The 19,729-nt window shown below is 34.4% G+C and carries 15 protein-coding genes; 8 read left to right on the forward strand and 7 right to left on the reverse strand.

Features of this window, described 5'->3' with window-relative positions; translation table 11 throughout:
• Positions 1-146 precede the first annotated feature (146 nt).
• The 7 genes from GKZ86_RS14685 to GKZ86_RS14715 all read right to left on the reverse strand — a co-directional run bounded on the left by GKZ86_RS14685 (position 147) and on the right by GKZ86_RS14715 (position 10,272).
• Positions 147-2,660 (reverse strand): right-handed parallel beta-helix repeat-containing protein, encoded by a 2,514-nt coding sequence (locus tag GKZ86_RS14685; protein ID WP_154783830.1) that lies wholly within the window; start codon positions 2,658-2,660, stop codon positions 147-149.
• Between the two features lie 320 nt (positions 2,661-2,980).
• Complete coding sequence (locus tag GKZ86_RS14690; RefSeq protein ID WP_154783831.1) at positions 2,981-5,122, reverse strand: bifunctional aldolase/short-chain dehydrogenase; 2,142 nt, start codon at positions 5,120-5,122, stop codon at positions 2,981-2,983.
• Between the two features lie 480 nt (positions 5,123-5,602).
• Complete coding sequence (locus GKZ86_RS14695) at positions 5,603-6,433, reverse strand: amidohydrolase (RefSeq protein ID WP_154783832.1); 831 nt, start codon at positions 6,431-6,433, stop codon at positions 5,603-5,605.
• Positions 6,434-6,438: 5 nt separating this feature from the next.
• Positions 6,439-7,236: an SDR family oxidoreductase gene (locus GKZ86_RS14700; RefSeq protein WP_154783833.1), complete on the reverse strand. Its 798-nt coding sequence runs from the start codon at positions 7,234-7,236 to the stop codon at positions 6,439-6,441.
• Positions 7,237-7,421: 185 nt separating this feature from the next.
• Positions 7,422-8,435: a zinc-binding alcohol dehydrogenase family protein gene (locus GKZ86_RS14705; protein WP_154783834.1), complete on the reverse strand. Its 1,014-nt coding sequence runs from the start codon at positions 8,433-8,435 to the stop codon at positions 7,422-7,424.
• A gap of 19 nt (positions 8,436-8,454) precedes the next feature.
• Entirely contained in the window at positions 8,455-9,309 is an 855-nt protein-coding gene (locus tag GKZ86_RS14710) for a fumarylacetoacetate hydrolase family protein (RefSeq protein WP_154783835.1), read from the reverse strand.
• A 198-nt stretch (positions 9,310-9,507) separates the two neighbouring features.
• Positions 9,508-10,272 carry an SDR family NAD(P)-dependent oxidoreductase gene (locus GKZ86_RS14715; RefSeq protein WP_154783836.1) on the reverse strand — a complete coding sequence of 255 codons (765 nt, stop codon included), beginning with the start codon at positions 10,270-10,272 and terminating at the stop codon, positions 9,508-9,510.
• Positions 10,273-10,596: 324 nt separating this feature from the next.
• Between GKZ86_RS14715 and GKZ86_RS14720 the strand changes: the two genes are divergently transcribed.
• The 8 genes from GKZ86_RS14720 (at position 10,597) to GKZ86_RS14755 (ending at position 19,453) form a co-directional block, all read left to right on the forward strand.
• Positions 10,597-11,745: an ABC transporter substrate-binding protein gene (locus GKZ86_RS14720; RefSeq protein WP_154783837.1), complete on the forward strand. Its 1,149-nt coding sequence runs from the start codon at positions 10,597-10,599 to the stop codon at positions 11,743-11,745.
• Positions 11,742-12,887 (forward strand): CaiB/BaiF CoA-transferase family protein, encoded by a 1,146-nt coding sequence (locus tag GKZ86_RS14725; RefSeq protein WP_154783838.1) that lies wholly within the window; start codon positions 11,742-11,744, stop codon positions 12,885-12,887. Before GKZ86_RS14720 ends, GKZ86_RS14725 begins: the two co-directional genes overlap by 4 nt.
• Positions 12,888-14,027, forward strand: a complete 1,140-nt coding sequence (locus tag GKZ86_RS14730) for a CaiB/BaiF CoA-transferase family protein (RefSeq protein ID WP_154783839.1) — start codon at positions 12,888-12,890, stop codon at positions 14,025-14,027.
• On the forward strand, positions 14,027-15,250 hold the full coding sequence (locus tag GKZ86_RS14735) for an extracellular solute-binding protein (RefSeq protein ID WP_154783840.1): 1,224 nt from the start codon (positions 14,027-14,029) through the stop codon (positions 15,248-15,250). The genes GKZ86_RS14730 and GKZ86_RS14735 overlap by 1 nt, the downstream gene beginning before the upstream one ends.
• 1 nt (position 15,251) lies before the next feature.
• Positions 15,252-16,319 (forward strand): Gfo/Idh/MocA family protein, encoded by a 1,068-nt coding sequence (locus GKZ86_RS14740; protein ID WP_154783841.1) that lies wholly within the window; start codon positions 15,252-15,254, stop codon positions 16,317-16,319.
• Positions 16,320-16,401: 82 nt separating this feature from the next.
• On the forward strand, positions 16,402-16,845 hold the full coding sequence (locus GKZ86_RS14745; protein WP_154783842.1) for a MaoC/PaaZ C-terminal domain-containing protein: 444 nt from the start codon (positions 16,402-16,404) through the stop codon (positions 16,843-16,845).
• 107 nt (positions 16,846-16,952) lie between these two features.
• Complete coding sequence (gene fucP, locus GKZ86_RS14750; RefSeq protein WP_154783843.1) at positions 16,953-18,260, forward strand: L-fucose:H+ symporter permease; 1,308 nt, start codon at positions 16,953-16,955, stop codon at positions 18,258-18,260.
• An 86-nt stretch (positions 18,261-18,346) separates the two neighbouring features.
• Positions 18,347-19,453, forward strand: a complete 1,107-nt coding sequence (locus GKZ86_RS14755) for a pectinesterase family protein (RefSeq protein WP_154783844.1) — start codon at positions 18,347-18,349, stop codon at positions 19,451-19,453.
• Positions 19,454-19,729 lie beyond the last annotated feature (276 nt).

The raw sequence follows: 19,729 nt of genomic DNA on the forward strand, positions 1-19,729 counted from the left end.
GATTGTTGATTTTAGATTTTAGACTTTAGATTATTTCTAAAACCTTCTTTGAGATTAGTTTTGTTTTTTCACGCAGATTAAGCAGATCGGGCAGATTTTCTTTCTTCTTGATTCTTCTGTAGATTCTTTCTTCTTGACTCTTTCTTCTATTTTTTCTCTTCTACATTCACTTTATTAAGGAAAATCCAGGTTTCGTCTGGTTTTGCGCCTTCGATTCCGGTTTGGTATTTTTTCATTAAAGCATTCCAGTCGTCTACACGCGGATTATTTTCTGTTGTTTTTGGATTTAGTTTATCCAGATTTTCTCCTTTTGGAATACTGATAATCAACATCAATTGTTTTTCATTTTTGAAAACCTGTAATTGTTGAAAATCGGCATTACAGAATCCTTTTGCGATTTCCGGCCATTTTTCAAATTGTGTCGTGTGATAATCTACATATTCTTTTTGCAATTTTGGATCATCAACTAAATTGGCTGTTAAAACAATATTTTCCCATTCTGATGCCGGTTTTGAATCTTTGCATCTTTCAAAATTTTGGAAATCGTAAATTGGGTTTTCGTAAATTTTTATTTGTGCCGATGGATATGCCAATGCCAATTTCTTTTTTGTTCTTTCCGGCTGATTCATTTTTCCGTAAATCACCAAATGATTTTTCCATTGGTATAATTCCTCACCAACAATTCTGAAACCTTTTATGGTTGATCTGATTTTTTCTATATCAAAATCAGAACCTATCATTTCGATTGTAACTGGTTTTGGCATTTCCTGCAATCCCCACTTTTCATCAATTACAACCTCTTTTGCTAAATCAGTGTAAGGCGCTCTGATTCCTGCAGCATTTTTAATTTTGGCATTTACATACGGATCATTATTTTCCCAGATATTTCCCTCAGGACCATTGTGGTTTTTTAAGATTTTCTTTTCTGCAATCCAGTTGTTTTTAATTGTAAATCCTTGTGTTCCTTCATCGGTATACAAATACAACCACAAAAACGGATCGTGTGCATACGGACTGTTGTACACTTTATCTATATAATTTTCTTCAATTCTGCTATTTGGTTGTGATGAAAGCGTGTAAATTCCGGAAACATCGTGCAAATGCTTGGCATAATGATGAATTTTATTTGCAAGAATTTTGTTGTTTTCCATCACATTTTTAGTGTGCGTCCAACCCCAACCCATTGCAATTCCTGAATATGATACATCTGAAATTTCGTTGTGTTCGATCGTAATATTTTTTACAAAACCGGCACTGATTCCTAATGTTCCCCAATCTTCATTGGTTACGTTTGTAATTAAATTATCTGCAATTATTTCATCAGAGCAAATTTCTCTTTCATCTTTTATGACCAAAGGCAAATGTGCTTCAAAAGCTTCTTCAGAAAAAATTCCAACATTTATGGCACTTCCGCCAATGTCTTTGAATAAATTTCCTTTGATGGTATTGTGATTTGTTCCTTTATTTAAATCTAATCCTGTTGAAGATAAATGTTCGAAACGACAAGATTCAAACTGAATATTATTCGAATAATTAATTTCGACAGCCGAGCGCGGTCTGCCAACCCAAGCCTGATTTTCTAAATTGGCCTGATTTGGAGTTCCCGGAACTGCTAATTTATAAGCATCTAATAAATATAATCCTGATTGCAACGGAACATGACCTTGTTGTGAAGGGCGAAGCCAATTGCTGTATTGAAATGAGATTCCTTTAAAATTAAAATGATGTACGGGAGAATCTATTGTTCCTTTTACTTCTACTAAATTTTCGAGAACGGGAACTGTAACTTTTGCTGAATTAAAATCTTCACCTTCTCTTGGAATATAATAGATTTTGGCATTTTTTTTATCCAAAAACCATTCTCCGGGTTCGTTCAACATTGAAATTCCGTTGTTTAGATAGAATGCAGAATTTCCATTGTTTTTAGAAATCCATGGCGCTGGCCAGGGATGTTCGCTTTGAATGCGGCTTTCCGGTTGTTCAAACGAAAGTCTTGCGCTGTCTTTTTGAACTTCAATATTTTTAATTCGAAGATTGGCAATTGACCACCATTGTACGATAAACATTTCCATTCCGGGTTCGAATTTTATTGATTTATCTTTAAATGGAACCCAGCACGTTTCTGTTGCAGCATCCCAGGATAAAATACGATCCATTTGATTTCCGGCAGTACTTTTAGCTCTTACGGCTTTTTTTCCGTTGACCCATAATTGTCGGTAATTGATAATTTCGCCTGCTTTTTGAGGCGCATCGGCCACCCAGACACTTCCTTTTTTTAGGCCGTTTATTGTTGTTGTTTTCCAGTTTTTTATTTCTAGTCCACCGTTTAAAACTGGCTTTGCATTTACGTCTGCTTCAATAGTTGTTGGACTTTCGGGAGTTCCTGAATCTTCGGGTCTTACAAATAAAGGTTCGTTTAAATAATACGTTCCGTTCATGACGATAATACGAATACCATCTTTTATAGAAGCATCTTTTGTACGGCGCAATTCTCTGGCTTTTCGCATTGCCATTTGTACGGTTGCCAAAGGACTTTGTTTTGTTCCCGGATTTTTATCACTTCCACTTGGTGAAACCCAAATTTCAGCAGCAGTTGCTGAAAATACAGAACAGGTTATCAAAAGTGCTATAAATATTTTATGAAGAGTTTGTAAACGCATTTTGTTTTATTAATTTTTATAATGCTTAAAAAATTTGAATATAAATTTCATGATTTAAAACTTATTCTCATCTAATTTAGCATTTTATATAATTATTTGGCACCAATTTAATTGAACCTAAAAACATAAGTATCCTGTACCTTCCTGAAAGATGTTAAATAAGTGTGTTTTTTACACATTATTTACTTTTTCAACTTAAACAAACAATTTGGTTGAGTTTTTAAAACCAAATAAGTATATAAAAAAATAACGTCCGATAACATCGGACGCTAGATCACAAAAAACCACTTTTGCTTAAACAAACTTAAAAAAAACTGTCTTTATCTATAAAAGCCCATTGCAACTCCGCCGTCTACATTCAGGGCGTTTCCTGTTGATTTGTTCAGGAATCCGCCAACAAACGCAAAACACGCATTGGCAATATCATCCGGCAATATGATTTCATTTAAAAGTGTGCGTTTGGCATAATAAGCCGGCAGTTCTGCTACCGTAATACCATACGCTTTGGCTCTTCCTTCTGCCCAGCCTCCAGACCAAATATTCGAATCTGAAATTACGGCATCCGGATTTACCGTGTTCACACGGATTTTATCCGGTCCAAGCTCTGCTGCCATAAGGCGTGTTAAGTGTGCCTGTGCTGCTTTCGCTGATCCGTAACCCGGGTTGTTTGGTCCTGCAACAACAGCATTCTTTGATACGATATTTACAATATCGCCTCCAAATCCCTGTTTGCGCATGACCTCTATTCCTGCTTTCGATACAATAAATTGTCCTTTTACCAGAATATCGTACAGTCTGTCCCATTCTTCCAGCGTGTGTTCGGCTATCGATTTTGAGATACTGATCCCTGCATTGTTCACAATAATATCGGCTCCTCCAAAAGCAAGACACGCTTGGTCTAATGCTTTTTCAGTACTTTTTTCATCGGTAACGTTTAGTAAAGTGCTTGCAATAGCATCTTTCCCAAAGGTTTTGATAAAATCTGCTGTTGCTTCCTGCAGGCGTTCTTCGTTGATATCGTTGATCACCACGCAAGCGCCTTCCTGAGCAAATTTCTTGGCAATTGCTTTTCCTATTCCGCCTGCCGAGCCCGTAATAACGGCTACTCTTCCTGACAAGGCTTTTGGTTTTGGCATTCTTTGCAATTTGGCTTCTTCCAGTAACCAGTATTCGATATCAAAAGCTTCCTGATGCGGAAGTGAGGTATATTCCGATACGGCTTCTGCGCCTTTCATCACATTCACGGCATTCACATAATATTCTGATGCCAGTCTTGCCATAGTTTTATCTTTGGCAAAAGTGAACATTCCAACTCCCGGATATAAAATCACCACAGGGTTCGGGTCACGCATCGCCGGAGAGTTATCTTTTTTACATTTGTTGTAATAATCCTTATACATCGCTCTGTAAGCCTCAAAAGCCGGTGTCAGTTTGGCTTTGATGGCGTTTACATCGGATAGATCTTCGTTTGGATCAAGCTCTAAAACCAATGGACTGATTTTGGTTCTTAAAAAGTGGTCCGGACAGGAAGTTCCAAGCGGTGCCAGTTTTTCCAGATCGTTGGAATTGATGAATTCCAAAACCCTTTTATCATCGGTATAATGTCCGATCATCTGGCGTTCTGACGAGCAGAAACCTCTTAGGATCGGTGCTACTTTTGCTGCTTTTAGTTTTCTGGCTTCTTCCGGCAGGCTTTCTATTTTTTGTCCTCCAAAAACTGGACGTTTTTTTCCGTAGTTATTCTCCAAGTAAGTGGCGCATTTCTCGATTACTTCAAGGGTATTGATGTAACTTTCGTATGATGTATCGCCCCAGGTAAATAATCCGTGAGAGCCTAACATAATGCCTCTTAGTTTTTTGCCTTTCTTTTCGGCTTCTTCCAGACAAGATCTTAATTGAAGTCCCAAGTCGAAACCCGGACGCTGCCAGCCAACCCAGCCTATTTCGCCGTCGAATAATTCCTCGGTGATTTTTGCACCGTCTTTGGCTGCTGCAATTGCAATTGCCGCATCGGGATGCAAATGGTCAATATGTTTGAAGGGTAAAAATCCGTGCAAAGGTGTATCGATCGATGGTGCTTTTGAAGCCAGATCAAAAATACAATGGTTGAACAATTCCACCATTTCATCTTCGAATTCAATTCCTTTATAAACGTTTTCCAAATTGCGTAATCGGTCCAAATACAATGCCGCACAGCCTGATTTGGTCAGTGTTCCAATATCTCCTCCCGAACCTTTGATCCACATTACCTCTGAGCTCGCTCCGGTTAAAGGATCCTTGTCAGTTATTTTTACAGAAGTGTTTCCTCCTCCGTAATTGGTTAAACGCAAATCGGCCCCAAGCAAATTGGAACGATAAATGAAAAGCCCTACTTCATCTCCTGCCAATGCGGCTGCCTTACTCTCATCCCAAAGATAGCTTACGTGCTTAAAATTCATATTGATTGTATTTGTATTCGACATTGTTATATTGTTTTGCATAATCTTGTTGTGTAAAATAAGAGAATGTAAAAAACATAACTATCCTGTACTATCCTTTACGGAAAAGGCTGTATTCTATTGATAACTAAATATTAACAAGTAAATGGGACTGCTAAAAACAAAATAATAATTCTGAAAGGGAATTAAAATTCTTGTAATTACATGAAAATTAGACAGAAACTATAAAATTGAAGAGAGAAAAAGGAAATAAAATGCAACTAATAAAAAGTGAATTGAGACATACATAAAGTATACTTTATCTATAGAAATTCTGAAAATGTAATTGAAAAGCTATTTTTCTTTAGAAATAAATTACTTAAAAATATTTTAAAAACGCGTTGCATAAGATTTGCAAAGTTTTTTTGCCACAGATTAAAGGATTAAAAGATTTAAATCAGGGCTAATCTTTTAATCTGTGGCTATTTTTTTTATTGCAACATTAGAAGAAATACATTTGAAAACTTAAAGTTTATAAAATAATTTGGCGTTTTCAGACCAAATCTTATTCTGATCCTGAATAGAGAATTGTGCAATATAATTTTCTAAAGTTTTTACAACGTCTGTGTAATCTGAAGCTACATTTAGAACGGGCCAATCTGATCCGAACATTAATTTATCGACAGAAAAATTTTCAAAAATAACATCTAAGTAAGGTTTTAAATCATCGGTTTTCCATGAATGCCAATTGGCTTCTGTTACCATTCCGGAGATTTTACACATTACATTTTCAGCTTTTGAAATCTCTTCGATGCCTTTTTTCCAGGATAAAATATCTCCTGATTTTATATCGGGTTTTGCAATATGATCGATAACAAAAGGCTGATCAGTAAATTGGTTTACTAAGTTTATTGCTGCTGGTAATTGATGATGAAAAATAAGAATATCGTAGGTATAATTAAATTGTTTTAAGAGTGATATTCCGTTTTGAAAATCTTTTCGCAACATAAAATCATCGGCTTCTCCCTGAACGACGTGACGAAATCCTTTCAGTATTTTATTAGAAGAAAAATGTTTTAATCTTTCTTCAATAATTACATCGCGCAAATCTACCCAACCAACAACTCCTTTTATAAAATCATTTTTTGCTGCAAGATTTACTAAAAAATTGGTTTCTTCTTCTGACTGACTTGCCTGAACTGCCACACAACCTGAAAACTGATTTTCATGAAGTAATGGCAAAAGATCTTCGGGCAAAAAATCTCTTTGAATTTTCTGCATTGAATCATCAATCCAACTATCTCTTACGGGATCAAATTTCCAAAAATGTTGATGTGCATCAATTCGGTTATTCATGCTTTTTAATTTACATCGTTGATTAAAGCGCGATCTAAATGTACATATCCTCCATCAACAAAAACAAATTGTCCTGTTGTGTGCGACGAACGATCTGAAATAATGAAAAGTGCTGTATCTGCAATTTCTTCTGTTTTGGTCATTCTTCCTTCAAACGGAATACTTTTGTTGATTTTTTTCAAAACTACTTCTCCATCCGGTAATGTTTTAATCCAGTCTTCGTATGCCGGAGTGTAACTTTCTGCAATAATTATGGCATTCGAACGAATTCCGAATTGAATTAAATCTACCGCCCATTCTCTGGTCAATCCTAAAACTCCGCCTTTTGCGGCAGCGTAACCTGAAGTTCCGCCTTGTCCGGTTAAAGCTACTTTTGAACCAATATTTAAAATATTTCCTTTTGATTCTTTTAAATATGGAAGCGCGTATTTAGCCATTAAAAAATAACTGACTACGTTTAGTTTCAAAGAATTCATAAAATCTTCATAACTCGAATCTAAACCAGCGCCATCATTTACGCCAACATTATTGATAACGGCGTCAATTCTTCCGTATTTCTCAACTATTTTTTTTATGGCATTTTCTATTTCAAGAGGATCTGTAACATCTGTTTGCACAAATAATGCATCAATTCCTTTTTTTTGAAGTGAAGCTGCATAATCAGCTCCTCTGTTGTTTCTATCAACCAAGACCGGAATCGCACCTTCATCTGCCAATCTGTTGATAATGGTTTCTCCAATACTGCCTTGTTTTCCGGCTGAACCTGAAACAACAATTATCTTATTTCTTAAATTTAAATCCATTTTTTGTGGTTATTAAGGTTTAGCAAATAGTTAGTTCTTTTTCACAGTTTTGTCATCCTGACAAAGGAAGGATCTCCGCAAGAAGCTCCTTCAGCAAATTCACCAATCTTTGTAGAGTTTCTAGCGGAGATTCCTCGTTCCTCGGAATGACAAACTTTACGTAAAACTTTTATTTAAACTCAATATTACTCTATTTCAATTAATGCTTTTATTACATTATTCTTCGGATCAATTAATTGTCCAAAATCGGTAATCATTTCAGAAAAACTGGTTCTGTGTGTAATATATTTTTTAGGATCTATTTTTCCGTTTTTCAGGCATTCCATAACATATTCAAAATCCTGAATTGTGGCATTTCTGCTGCTCATTAAAGTTGATTCTCTTTTGTGAAAATCAGGATGACTGAAACTCAATTCTCCTTTTTGAAGTCCAACCAAAACAAATCTTCCGCCATGCGAAATATAATTAAAAGCGCTATTCATTACTTTTTGATTTCCGGTTGCATCGATAACGACATTTGCCATATCGCCGTTTGTAATTTCTGCTAATCTTTGCGCTACATCTTCGTTTAACGGATTGATGGTTTCATCAGCATTCAATTCATTTTTACAAAAATTTAATCTGTAATCGTTGATATCCATTACAATTACTTTGGCTCCGGCAATTTTTGCAAATTGAATAAGTCCGATACCAATTGGTCCGGCGCCCATAACTAAAACAGTATCATTTGCATTAACGGCTGCTCTTCGTACTCCGTGCGCTGCAATGGCAAGAGGTTCAACTAATGCTAATTGATCGTAATCAAGACCTTGGCCGTGCAATAAATATTGCTCCGGAATGGTTACATATTCAGCCATTCCGCCATCAATATGAACTCCAAAAACTTTAATATTTACACAGCAATTTGTAAGTCCGTTTCTACAAGCCACACATTTACCACAATTGAAATACGGAATAAAAGTTACTTTATCGCCTGGTTCAAAACCTTTTGCATTTCCTTTTATGTATTCTGCAGCAAGTTCGTGACCTAAAATTCTTGGATATTCAAAATACGGCTGAGTTCCGCCAAAAGCATGAATATCAGTTCCGCAAATTCCAATTCTTTTTATCTTCAATAATACCTCGCCGTCTTTTGGTTCTGGTATTTCTTTTTCTTTTAATTTAAATTCCTGCGGTTTTTCGCATACAATAAATTTCATCTTAGAATTTTCTTTTTAATTACTTTTTGTATGCTACTGCAGTTTGTTTACTTGTACCCAAACCTTCGATTCCAAGTTCTACAACATCGCCTGCTTTTAGGTAAATAGGATCTGGTTTAATTCCCAAACCAACTCCCGGAGGCGTTCCTGTACTGATAATATCGCCAGGAAGCAATGTCATAAACTGACTTAAATAGTGAACTAAAAATGGGATTTTGAATACTAAATTTAAAGTATTACTGTTCTGATATTTTTTACCATTTACAGTAAGCCACATTGATAAATTATCAACATCTTTTACTTCATCTTTTGTTGCCAAAAATGGTCCAAGAGGTGCAAATGTATCGCAGCCTTTTCCTTTTGCCCATTGTCCGCCACGCTCAATTTGAAATTCTCTTTCACTATAATCATTCAATAAAGCGTAACCTGCAACGTAATCTAAAGCTTCTGATTCTTCTACATAACTGGCTTTTTTACCTACAACAAATGCAAGCTCAACTTCCCAATCTGTTTTTACACTGTTTTTAGGAATAACCAAATCATCATCAGGTCCACATAAAGAAGTACTCGATTTAAAAAAGATGATTGGTTCTGTTGGAATTGGTGCATTGGTTTCTAAACAATGATCTACATAATTTAATCCAATACATATTATTTTTGAAGGTCTCGCAACTGGAGATCCTAAACGTACTTTTGCGTCAACTTCTGGTAAAGTCGGATTACTTTCTAATGCTTTTTGCAATTTCTCTAAACCGTTTTCTTCAAAAAAACTTTCATTAAAGTCTGAAACAATTGCCGAAACATCAAATCTTTTTTCACCAATTAAAACTCCTGGTTTTTCTTTTCCGATTTCTCCAAAACGTATTAATTTCATATTTTCTTTTTTAAGTTACTAAGTTGCTAAGGTTCTGAGGTTCTAAGTTTTTTTTAATCTTAGCCTCTTAGAACCTTAGCTTCTTTTTTTAATTATTTATATTTTTTAGTTATAAGTTTCATTCTAACTAAGAACTTAAGCACAAAAACCTTAGCATCTTAGTATCTCAGTCCCGAGGCTTCGGGATAGCGCCTTTTTCTAATTATTTAATTTGATAAATCCTCCATCAATTGGGTAATCGCAACCTGTGATAAATCCTGCTTCGTCACTGCATAAATATAAAGCTAATGCAGCAATTTCATCCGGTTTTCCCATTCTGCCGATTGGTTGTGATTGTGATAATTTTTCGAACATTTCAGCTTCTTTTCCTGCGTAGTTTTTCGAAATAAAACCATCAACAAAAGGTGTATGAACTCTTGCCGGAGAAATAGAATTACAGCGAATATTTTCTCCTATATAATCTTTTGCCACAGATAATGTCATCGCCATAACTGCTCCTTTTGCTGTTGAATAAGCAAACCTGTCCGGAATACCAACCCAAGCCGCAATCGATGCCATGTTGATAATAACTCCGCCATTCGAAAGTCTGAATTGTGGTATTGCTGCAAACAAACAATTGTATACCCCTTTTACATTTACATCCATAACGCGATCAAAATCAGTTTCAGATGTGGTGTCTACTTTTCCAACATTTGCAATTCCTGCATTATTGATCAGAATATTTATGTTTCCTATTTTTTCAAATGTTGCAACAACTTCTTTTTGGTCCGCAACATTACAGGCGTACGAAAAAGCATTTCCTCCAGCTTTTTTGATTTCGTCTAAAGTCTCCTGCGCACTTTCAATTGTTAGATCTATAATATGTACTTCGGCTCCTTGTTTTGCAAACAAAGTAGCAATTGCTCTACCTATTCCGCTGCCTCCACCGGTAACAACAGTTTTTTTATTTTTTAATGAAAACATTTTTATTCTTATTTAGTCATTTATGTATTATTCCAGTGGCTACATTTAATAAATGTAAAAACCACAATTACAAAAGTAATTTTAAATATTAATATTTGAGAAATATTTTTAAATGAATACTCCAAAATGAGTAAACTTTAATAAATTATAACATTTTTTATAACGTTTGTAAAAAAAATCCTCTTCTGATTCATTTACTTTAAAAAATGACTGTTAATAAATGCTTCATTTATTGTTCAATTCAATCTTATTTCTATTTTTGTAATTGTATTTTTTACATTTATTAATTTTCAAATAAAATCATTACTCATAAATTATTTAAAAATGACGATATTAAAAGGGATAACCTGGAATCATACAAGAGGTTTATTGCCAATGGTAGCTACAGCACAACGGTTTACAGAACTTAATCCAAACATTGAAATTACCTGGGAGAAAAGAAGCTTACAAGAATTTGCGGATGCTTCTATCGAAGATTTGGCAAAACGTTTTGATCTTTTGGTAATTGATCATCCGTGGACAGGCTTTGGAGCACAAACAAATGCAATCCTTCCTTTATCCGATTATTTATCGTCAGAATATATAAAAGATCAGGAAATAAATACGGTTGGACGCTCTTACGGAAGTTATGTTTTTCATCATAAATTATGGGCATTACCAATTGATGCAGCTACTCCTGTTGCGGCAGCGCGCTTAGATATTTTAGAAAAACAAGGATTAAAAGTTCCTGAAATTTATGATGATTTATTGGCTTTGGCCAAAAAAGGATTGGTGGCTTTTGCCGGAATTCCTGTTGATGTTTTAATGAGTTTTTATATGTTTTGCTGCAGTCTTGGCGAAGCTCCATTTCAATCTGAAGAAAAAGTTGTTTCTCCGGAAACGGGAAAAAAGGCTTTGCAAATGTTTAGAGAATTGGCTCAATTGATAGATCCTGCGAATTTTAAAAGAAATCCAATTCAGGTTTACGAGGCAATGGTAAATTCAGATGAAATTGCTTATTGTCCTTTTGCTTACGGATATTCGAATTATTCAAGAACGGGATATAGCAGAAAGCTGCTTCATTTTTATGATTTGGTTCGTTTAAATAATAATCCGATGATTAGCTCTTTGGGCGGAACGGGATTGGCTGTTTCTTCTTTCAGTAAAAATATTCCTGAGGCTATTAAATATGCTGAATTTACAGGATCTTCTCATACACAACAAAATATTTTCGCTGATAATGGCGGACAGCCCGGTCATTTGCAGGCATGGAAAAGTGATCGAATTAATGCATTAACTCATGATTATTTCAAAAATACTTTACCTGCTTTAGAACGTGCTTTTTTACGTCCAAGATATTCCGGACATATGTATTTTCAGGATCATGCCGGCGATGTTGTTCGTGATTATTTGATGAATGGCGGAAACGAAGAATTGGTTTTAGAAACGATGAACTCACTTTATACAAAATCTTTAAACTTGCAAACAACATGAGACCATTAGAAGGATTAGTTGTTTTAGAATTCTGCCAGTTTTTGGCGGGACCTTCGGCGGGACTAAAATTAGCCGATTTGGGCGCAAGAGTTATTAAAATTGAACGCCCGATAAAAGGTGAAGCTTGCAGACAACTTAGTATTAAGGATCTTTTTGTTGATGACAGTAGTTTATTATTTCATACGATTAACAGAAATAAAGAATCATTTGCGGCTGATCTTAAAAACCCGGATGATTTAGTTTTGATAAAAAAATTAATCGCCAAAGCTGATATTATGACGCATAATTTCAGACCCGGCGTAATGGAAAAAATAGGATTAGATTTTGATAAGACGCTTTCTATTAATCCAAAAATAATATACGGAACCATTACGGGTTACGGAAATATTGGTCCGTGGGCAAAAAAACCGGGACAGGATTTATTATTACAATCACTTTCAGGATTAAGTTGGTTAAGCGGCAGAAAAAGTCAGGGACCGGTTCCGTTTGGTTTGGCTGTTGCCGATTTAATGTGCGGAAATCATTTTGTACAGGGAATTTTAGCGGCATTACTTAAAAGAGCCAAAACCGGAAAAGGTGTTTTGGTTGAAGTAAGTTTATTAGAATCTGTTTTAGATGTACAATTTGAAGCGATTACTTCTTTCTTAAATGATGGCGGACAACTGCCTGAAAGAGGTGATATTAAAGGAAGTGCGCACGCTTTTCTTAGCGCGCCATACGGAATTTATCAAACTGAAGATGGTTTTATCTCTCTGGCAATGGGAGATTTACTTTTTATTGGAAATACAATTGGCATTGATTTAAAAAAATATTCGGATAAACATCATTGGTTTGAAAAAAGAGATGAGATCAGAATCGTATTAAGTGAAAAACTGTCGACTCAAAAATCTGATTATTGGTTGAATTTACTTCAAAAAGAAGGGATTTGGTCTGGAAAAGTTTTCAATTATGAAGAATTAGACAATCAATCTTTTGTGAATGAATTGCAATTGAAACAAACCGTTCAGAATTCTGTTGGAGAAAAATTGGTAACAACCAGAAGTCCAATTCAGCTTGACGGTAAAATTTTAATAAGTACAAAAGCTGCTCCAAAAGTTGGAGAAGACAATGTAAAAATACATGAACAATTTTTAAGCGAATAGATGAAACCATTAGAAAATTATTTAATTGTAGATTTTAGTCAGTTTCTTTCAGGTCCGTCAGCAAGTTTACGTTTGGCTGATTTGGGTGCGCGCGTTATAAAAATTGAAAAACCGGGAACTGGAGACATTTGCAGAACTTTATATACTTCTGATTTGATTATGAACGGAGAATCTTCTGTTTTTCATACAATTAACAGAAACAAAGAATCTTTTGCCATAGATTTTAAGCAGCCGGAAGAACTTCAAAAATTAAAAAAAATATTGGCTAAAGCTGATGTTGTCATGCATAATTTCAGACCCGGAGTTATGGAGCGAATAGGTTTAAGTTATGATGATGTAAAACAAATTAATCCAACTGTTGTCTATGCTTCAATATCAGGTTTTGGTAATCATCCTGATTTAAAAGATTTACCGGGACAAGATTTGTTGTTACAATCTCTTACTGCTTTAACATGGTTGAGCGGCAATCAGGAAGATGGTCCGGTACCAATGGGTTTATCAATTGTTGATATGTTAGCCGGAGCACATTTGGCTCAGGGAATTTTAGCGGCTTTATATCGAAAAGCTATACATAATATTGGAGCATCAATTCAGGTAAGTATGTTAGAATCTGCTTTTGATTTTCAGTTTGAAACTATTACCACTTTTTTTAATGATGGCGGCGAATTACCTGTTCGAACTAAAACTAATAATGCTCACGCTTATTTGGGTGCGCCTTATGGAATTTATAAAACACAAAATGGTTATTTGGCTTTGGCGATGGGCTCTATTTCTGTTTTGGCTTCACTTTTAAAATGCGATGGATTATTACAATTTCCTGAGAATAAATTTCATTTAAGAGATGAAATCAAAAATATTTTAGCCACTCATTTACAAACTCAAAATACAGATTTTTGGTTGAATATTTTAGAACCTGCTGACATTTGGTGTGCCGGTGTATTAAACTATCAAGAGCTTTTTGCCGAAGAAGGATTTAAGGTTTTAGATTTTACGCAGAAAGTTCAAATGTTAGATGGATATTCATATCAAACAACAAGATGCCCAATTAAAATAGATGGAGAATATCTAACTTCTGATAAAGGTTCTCCAAAGTTAGGACAGGATAACGAGAAAATCATTAAAGAATTTATAGCTCTATAATGGGAAAGTTACGAATAGCTGTTAGAAAATTTGATCCTTTTGAAAGTACGCTTCAAAAGCTTTGGGATTTGTTTTGCCTTAAAAATGATATTTCTATTGAGGCAGAAATGGTTCCTTTAGAATTGCATGATCTTTATGAAGAAACAATTACCAATAAAGGTTTAAAAAATGGTACTTGGGATATTGCTCACATTAATACGGATTGGATATTTGATGCTGCGAACGAAAAAGCGGTTCTCGACTTAACCTCATTTATCAATCAAAATCCTCCGCAGGATTATCCTGAAGGCTGGCATCAATCTTTATTGCATTTACAACAAATAAAAAATAGCACTTACGGATTGCCTTTTCACGATGGTCCTGAATGTTTAATTTTTAGAAAGGATTTATTTGAAGATTTAGCTGAAAAAGAGAATTTTAAAAATCAGTTTGGTTATGAATTAAATCCTCCAAAAACATGGGAAGAATTTGCTCAAATCGCTGAATTTTTTAATCGACCTGAACAAAATCTTTATGGTTCTGTTTTTGCCAATTATCCGGATGGTCATAATATGGTTTTTGATTTTTGCCTGCAATTATGGACACGTGGCGGATCATTGTTAGATAATCAAAATCAAATTAATATCAATCAAGATGCAGCAATTGAAGCTTTAGATTTTTACAGAACAATGGTAAATAATGATAAAGCTGTTCATCCCAAATCGAAAATTTTTGGTTCGGTTGAAGCAGGAATGGCTTTCGCCGAAGGAGAAGCTGCAATGGCTATTAATTGGTTTGGATTTGCATCAATGTGTGAAGTAATCGAAGAATCGAAAGTAAAGGGCAAAGTAGATATCACGGAACTTCCGTGTGATAAAAACCATAAAACGGCTTCGTTAAATGTTTATTGGTTATACACAATTGGCATTGGAAGCAAACATAAAATACTCGCTTACGACTTTTTAAGATTTGCTACTACTGCAAAAAGCGATAAATTATTAACGAATGAAGGAGGAATTGGTTGCAGAAAATCAACCTGGAATGATGCCGAAATAAATAAAACTATTCCGTTTTATCATAAACTTGAAATGCTTCACGAAAATGCTTTAACATTACCACAAACTCCTGTTTGGCCAAAAGTGGCAACATTGATAGATGAAATGGTTTTGAAAGCCATAGAAAGTGATATTCCTTCTGAAAAACTTTTAGAAGAAACCCAAAATACGATTCAAAAAATTATTTAAGATGAATATTCCATATAAACCCTCATTACCGGAAACCGATCAGCCTATAATTATTATTGGTGCAAGCGGTATTGTAAAAGATGCACATTTGCCTGCTTATGAAATGGCTGGTTTTACTGTTTTTGGTATTACAAACAGAACTATTTCTAAGGCACATGATTTGGCTAAACAATTTAAAATCTCTCATGTTTTTGAATCTGTTGCCGATGCGGTTAAAAATGCTCCTGCAAATACTGTTTATGACATTACTGTTCTTCCTGATCAATATATTGAGATTTTAGAACAACTCCCTGATGGCGCTGCAGTGCTAATTCAAAAACCTATGGGAAATGATTTGGCACAAGCTCGTAAAATTGTTGCTGTTTGTGAGAAAAAAAAATTAGTTGCTGGTATTAATTTTCAATTGCGTTTTGCCTCTTTTGTAAGTGCGGCAAGATATTTAATTAATGAAGGAATCATCGGCGAATTGTATGATTTGGAATTTAAAGTAACTGTTAATACTCCATGGGAATTATTTCCACTTATTAAGGAACATCCAAGATTAGAAATTCTTTTTCACAGTGTTCACTATATCGATTGCATACGATCGTTTCTGGGAAATCCGAAAAGTGTGATGGCAAAAACAGCAAAACATCCGCTAAAAAAATTATCCTCCAGCCGATCTACTATCATTTTAGATTATGGAGAAACCAAACACGTCGTTATAAATACGAATCACGATCATCATTTTGGACCTAAACATGAAGAAAGTTACATTAAATGGGAAGGAACAAAAGGGGCTATAAAAGCCAAAATGGGATTATTGATGAATTATCCTGACGGCTTGCCTGATATTTTTGAATATGCCGTTGAGACTGAAGAAGGCAAATACGAATGGAAAGAAATAAAACTTGAAGGATCATGGTTTCCCGAAGCTTTTATTGGAACAATGTCTAACCTAATGCGTTTTAAAGAAGGTTCAGATCAAAAATTATTAGCCAGTGTTCAAGATGTTCTTGATACAATGAAGGTTGTTGAAGCTTGTTATATCAGCAATAAAAACGGAGGTATTTCATTAAACGAATTATAATTAAGTCGAAAGCCGAAGTCATAAAGTCCAAAGTATTTGACTTTACGACTTTTCATTTTCAAACTTTCAAACTAAAAAATATATGTATTTCAAATCAACATTTTTTGAAGATTATCAACTTAACGACAAACGAGTAACCTTTGGAAGAACTATTACAGAAACAGATTTTGTCGTTCACGCAGGACATACAGGAGACTTTTTTCCACATCATATGGATGAAGAATGGTGTAAAACACAACCTTTCGGACAACGTATTGCCCATGGAACTATGGTTTTCAGTATTGGTATTGGTTTAACAGCTTCTGAAATTAATCCTGAAGCTTTTTCTAAAGGATATGACCGTATGCGATTCGTAAAACCTGTACATATTGGTGATACTATTCATTCAGAAATCACAATTTCAGAAAAAGGAGAAGCCAAGAAACCGGATATGGGAACAATAACCGAACACGTAGAAATTATCAATCAGAAAGGAGAAGTCGTACTTGTTTGCGATCATCTATTATTAGTAAAAAAGAATCTTTAATAGGAGGTCCAAAGGAACAAAGTTGCAAAGGCACAGAGGTTTTAATCTGAATGTTAATCTTTGTACCTCTGAACCTATGTTCCTCTGAACCTTTAAAAAAACTAACTATGCAAATAACCAACCAAATTGGCGATCAACATGAAGTCGCCACAGAAAAAGGATCAGGAACGAAGTATCTTTTACCTTTCATTTTAATTACCAGTTTATTTTTCCTTTGGGGAATGGCACATAATCTGGATTCTATTTTAATTCCACACTTAAAAAAAGCTTGTGAATTAAATAATCGTCAATCAACATTGATTGACACTTCAGTATTTTTTGCTTATTTCATCATGGCAATTCCAGCCGGAATGTTAATTAAACGATTTGGTTATAAAAACAGTATAATTACAGGTTTATTAGTTTTTGCAACTGGTGCTTTCCTATTTGTTCCAGCCGCAAATACCAGAACCTATGAATTGTTTTTGTTTGCATTATTTGTAATTGGATGTGGTTTAACGATTCTCGAAACTAGTGCGAATCCTTATGCAGCCATTTTAGGACCTGCTGAATCTTCTTCAAAAAGATTAAATCTGGCAGCATCTTTTAATGGTTTAGCAGCAATGATCGCTCCAATTGTTGGATCGTTATTTATTCTTTCTGGAAAAACCAATACACCAGAACAAATGGCCGCAATGCCAGATGCGACAAGAGCTGCTTATTTACTGGAAGAAGCTTCGTCTGTAAAATTACCCTATATCATTTTAGGAAGTGTATTGGTTTTAGTAGCCATCCTATTTTATTTTATGCACTTGCCTTCTATGAAACCACAGCATACAGAAGTTGAAGTTAAACCAGGTTTTTTCTCTGTTTTAAAATTTTCACATTTAAGTTGGGCAGTAGTTGCGCAGTTCTTTTACGTAGGAGCACAAGTTTGTATTACTAGTTTTTTTATCAGAATTGCAGAACAAGGAGCCGGACTAGATGAAAAAACAGCAGGATATTATCTTGGTATATATGGTTTCTTATTTATGGCTGGACGTTTTATTGGAACTTTCTTTTTAAAATTCGTTAAAGATTATGTTTTGCTTTCTATCTATTGCATCTGTAGTATTTTATTGTGTTTAGTAGCAATATACGGAACAGGAATTTATGTGATTTATGCACTTGGCGGAATCGGATTTTTTATGTCGATTATGTTTCCAACTATTTTCTCATTAGGTTTGGTTGGATTAAAATCGAATACCGAAACGGGTTCTTCATGGCTAGTAATGTCAATTGTAGGTGGAGCAATCTTACCTTACGGAATGGGAACTTTAATTGATATCAATCATGATGATATTCAATCGGGATATATTATTCCATTAGTATGTTTCATTATAATTCTTTCTTTTGGTGTGTTTGGACACAAAGTAAAGACTAGCCCTTCTTCTTAATTATTTTTATTTTTTCATATAATTACAAGGTGATATTTATAATTAAATACACCTTGTTTTTGTTTAAAATTAAATACACTTTACAAATGAAAAAAGATTTTAAAATAATTTGTCTATCACTACTGGTATTTACTAATATATTATCTGCTCAGAAAGACAAAAAGACTTATGACATTGTCGTTGCTATAGATGGAAGTGGAAATTTTACTAAACTTCAAGAAGCTTTTGATGCCGTTCCTGACAATAGTTTGAAACGCACAATTATTTTTGTAAAAGCTGGTAGATACAAAGAAAAATTAAAACTCATTTCAAGCAAGAAAAATGTAACGCTAATAGGTGAATCATATCAAAATACAATACTTACTTATGATGATTATGCAGAGATCGCTGGTGGCACAAGCAAATCATTTAGTACTCTCATTGAAGCAGATGGCTTTTTTGCAGAGAATATCACGTTTGAAAATAAAATCGACAGCTATTTACCACAATATAAAAAAGGAGGCCAAGCTGTAGCTCTGATGATTAATGGTGACAGGTCTATATTTCATAACTGCAAAATAAGCGGTTTTCAGGACACATTTTATCTTAAAGCAAATAAGAGAGCCTATATCAAAGATTGCATCATTGACGGCACTACAGATTTTATTTTTGGCTCTGGTATTGCTCTATTTGAAAATTGTTATATTCAAAGTAAAGGAGGTTCATATATTACTGCAAGTAATCAGGATGTAGGTAAAAATAAATATGGCTTTGTATTTAAAAATTGCGTTGTGATGGAATATTCTAAAGGAGTTGCTCCAAACGTATCTTTAGGTAGACCGTGGGGAGCGGGTGCAAATGTAGTTTTTATTAATTGTTATGAAGGTTCACATATTATACCCGATGGTTGGTCTGTTTGGTCAAAAGATCCTGAACATAAAGCATATAATAATTGGAAAATGAGTTTTTATGCTGAGTATGATTGTTATGGCCCCGGTTACCAACCAAATAATCGTATATCATGGTCCCATCAGCTAAATAAAAATGAGGCTTCGGAATATACCAAAGAAAAAATATTTGGAGCTAATACCACAACCGCAAATAATCTTGAAGGAGACTGGGATCCAGTAATTGAAAAAGATAAATGCAATTCCATTTTACTTTCTAAAAAAGATAAAAATGCAGATTCAGTTTTTGAAAAAGGATTTAAGTGAAACATCAAAAATTATCACCTTTGATAATTTCTCTTTTTCGAATATTCAGAAAAGAACATATAGTACTTCTTTCTATAATTTAAATAAGCTATTAGTAATTTAAAAGCGAAGAAATAGTATTAACCTATTTTGCAAAAAAGCTTCTTATTAATTTAAGAAGCTTTTTTTAGCTTAATTTTTACAACCTCCGACAAAAAGACTAACACCCTATAGTTTAAAACTTAAAATTGACTTTAATTTAACAGAAGTAAAAAGCAATTATTGTTTAGTAGTGAT

The sequence above is a fragment of the Flavobacterium sp. LC2016-13 genome (genome assembly GCF_009707955.1).
Lineage (GTDB): Bacteria > Bacteroidota > Bacteroidia > Flavobacteriales > Flavobacteriaceae > Flavobacterium.

Bases quoted from the DNA above. Each gene is read 5' to 3' on its own strand.
- GKZ86_RS14685 (WP_154783830.1), bottom strand. From the start codon at position 2,660: ATGCGTTTACAAACTCTTCATAAAATATTTATAGCACTTTTGATAACC.
- GKZ86_RS14690 (WP_154783831.1), bottom strand. From the start codon at position 5,122: ATGTCGAATACAAATACAATCAATATGAATTTTAAGCACGTAAGCTAT.
- GKZ86_RS14695 (WP_154783832.1), bottom strand. From the start codon at position 6,433: ATGAATAACCGAATTGATGCACATCAACATTTTTGGAAATTTGATCCC.
- GKZ86_RS14700 (WP_154783833.1), bottom strand. From the start codon at position 7,236: ATGGATTTAAATTTAAGAAATAAGATAATTGTTGTTTCAGGTTCAGCC.
- GKZ86_RS14705 (WP_154783834.1), bottom strand. From the start codon at position 8,435: ATGAAATTTATTGTATGCGAAAAACCGCAGGAATTTAAATTAAAAGAA.
- GKZ86_RS14710 (WP_154783835.1), bottom strand. From the start codon at position 9,309: ATGAAATTAATACGTTTTGGAGAAATCGGAAAAGAAAAACCAGGAGTT.
- GKZ86_RS14715 (WP_154783836.1), bottom strand. From the start codon at position 10,272: ATGTTTTCATTAAAAAATAAAAAAACTGTTGTTACCGGTGGAGGCAGC.
- GKZ86_RS14720 (WP_154783837.1), top strand. From the start codon at position 10,597: ATGACGATATTAAAAGGGATAACCTGGAATCATACAAGAGGTTTATTG.
- GKZ86_RS14725 (WP_154783838.1), top strand. From the start codon at position 11,742: ATGAGACCATTAGAAGGATTAGTTGTTTTAGAATTCTGCCAGTTTTTG.
- GKZ86_RS14730 (WP_154783839.1), top strand. From the start codon at position 12,888: ATGAAACCATTAGAAAATTATTTAATTGTAGATTTTAGTCAGTTTCTT.
- GKZ86_RS14735 (WP_154783840.1), top strand. From the start codon at position 14,027: ATGGGAAAGTTACGAATAGCTGTTAGAAAATTTGATCCTTTTGAAAGT.
- GKZ86_RS14740 (WP_154783841.1), top strand. From the start codon at position 15,252: ATGAATATTCCATATAAACCCTCATTACCGGAAACCGATCAGCCTATA.
- GKZ86_RS14745 (WP_154783842.1), top strand. From the start codon at position 16,402: ATGTATTTCAAATCAACATTTTTTGAAGATTATCAACTTAACGACAAA.
- fucP (WP_154783843.1), top strand. From the start codon at position 16,953: ATGCAAATAACCAACCAAATTGGCGATCAACATGAAGTCGCCACAGAA.
- GKZ86_RS14755 (WP_154783844.1), top strand. From the start codon at position 18,347: ATGAAAAAAGATTTTAAAATAATTTGTCTATCACTACTGGTATTTACT.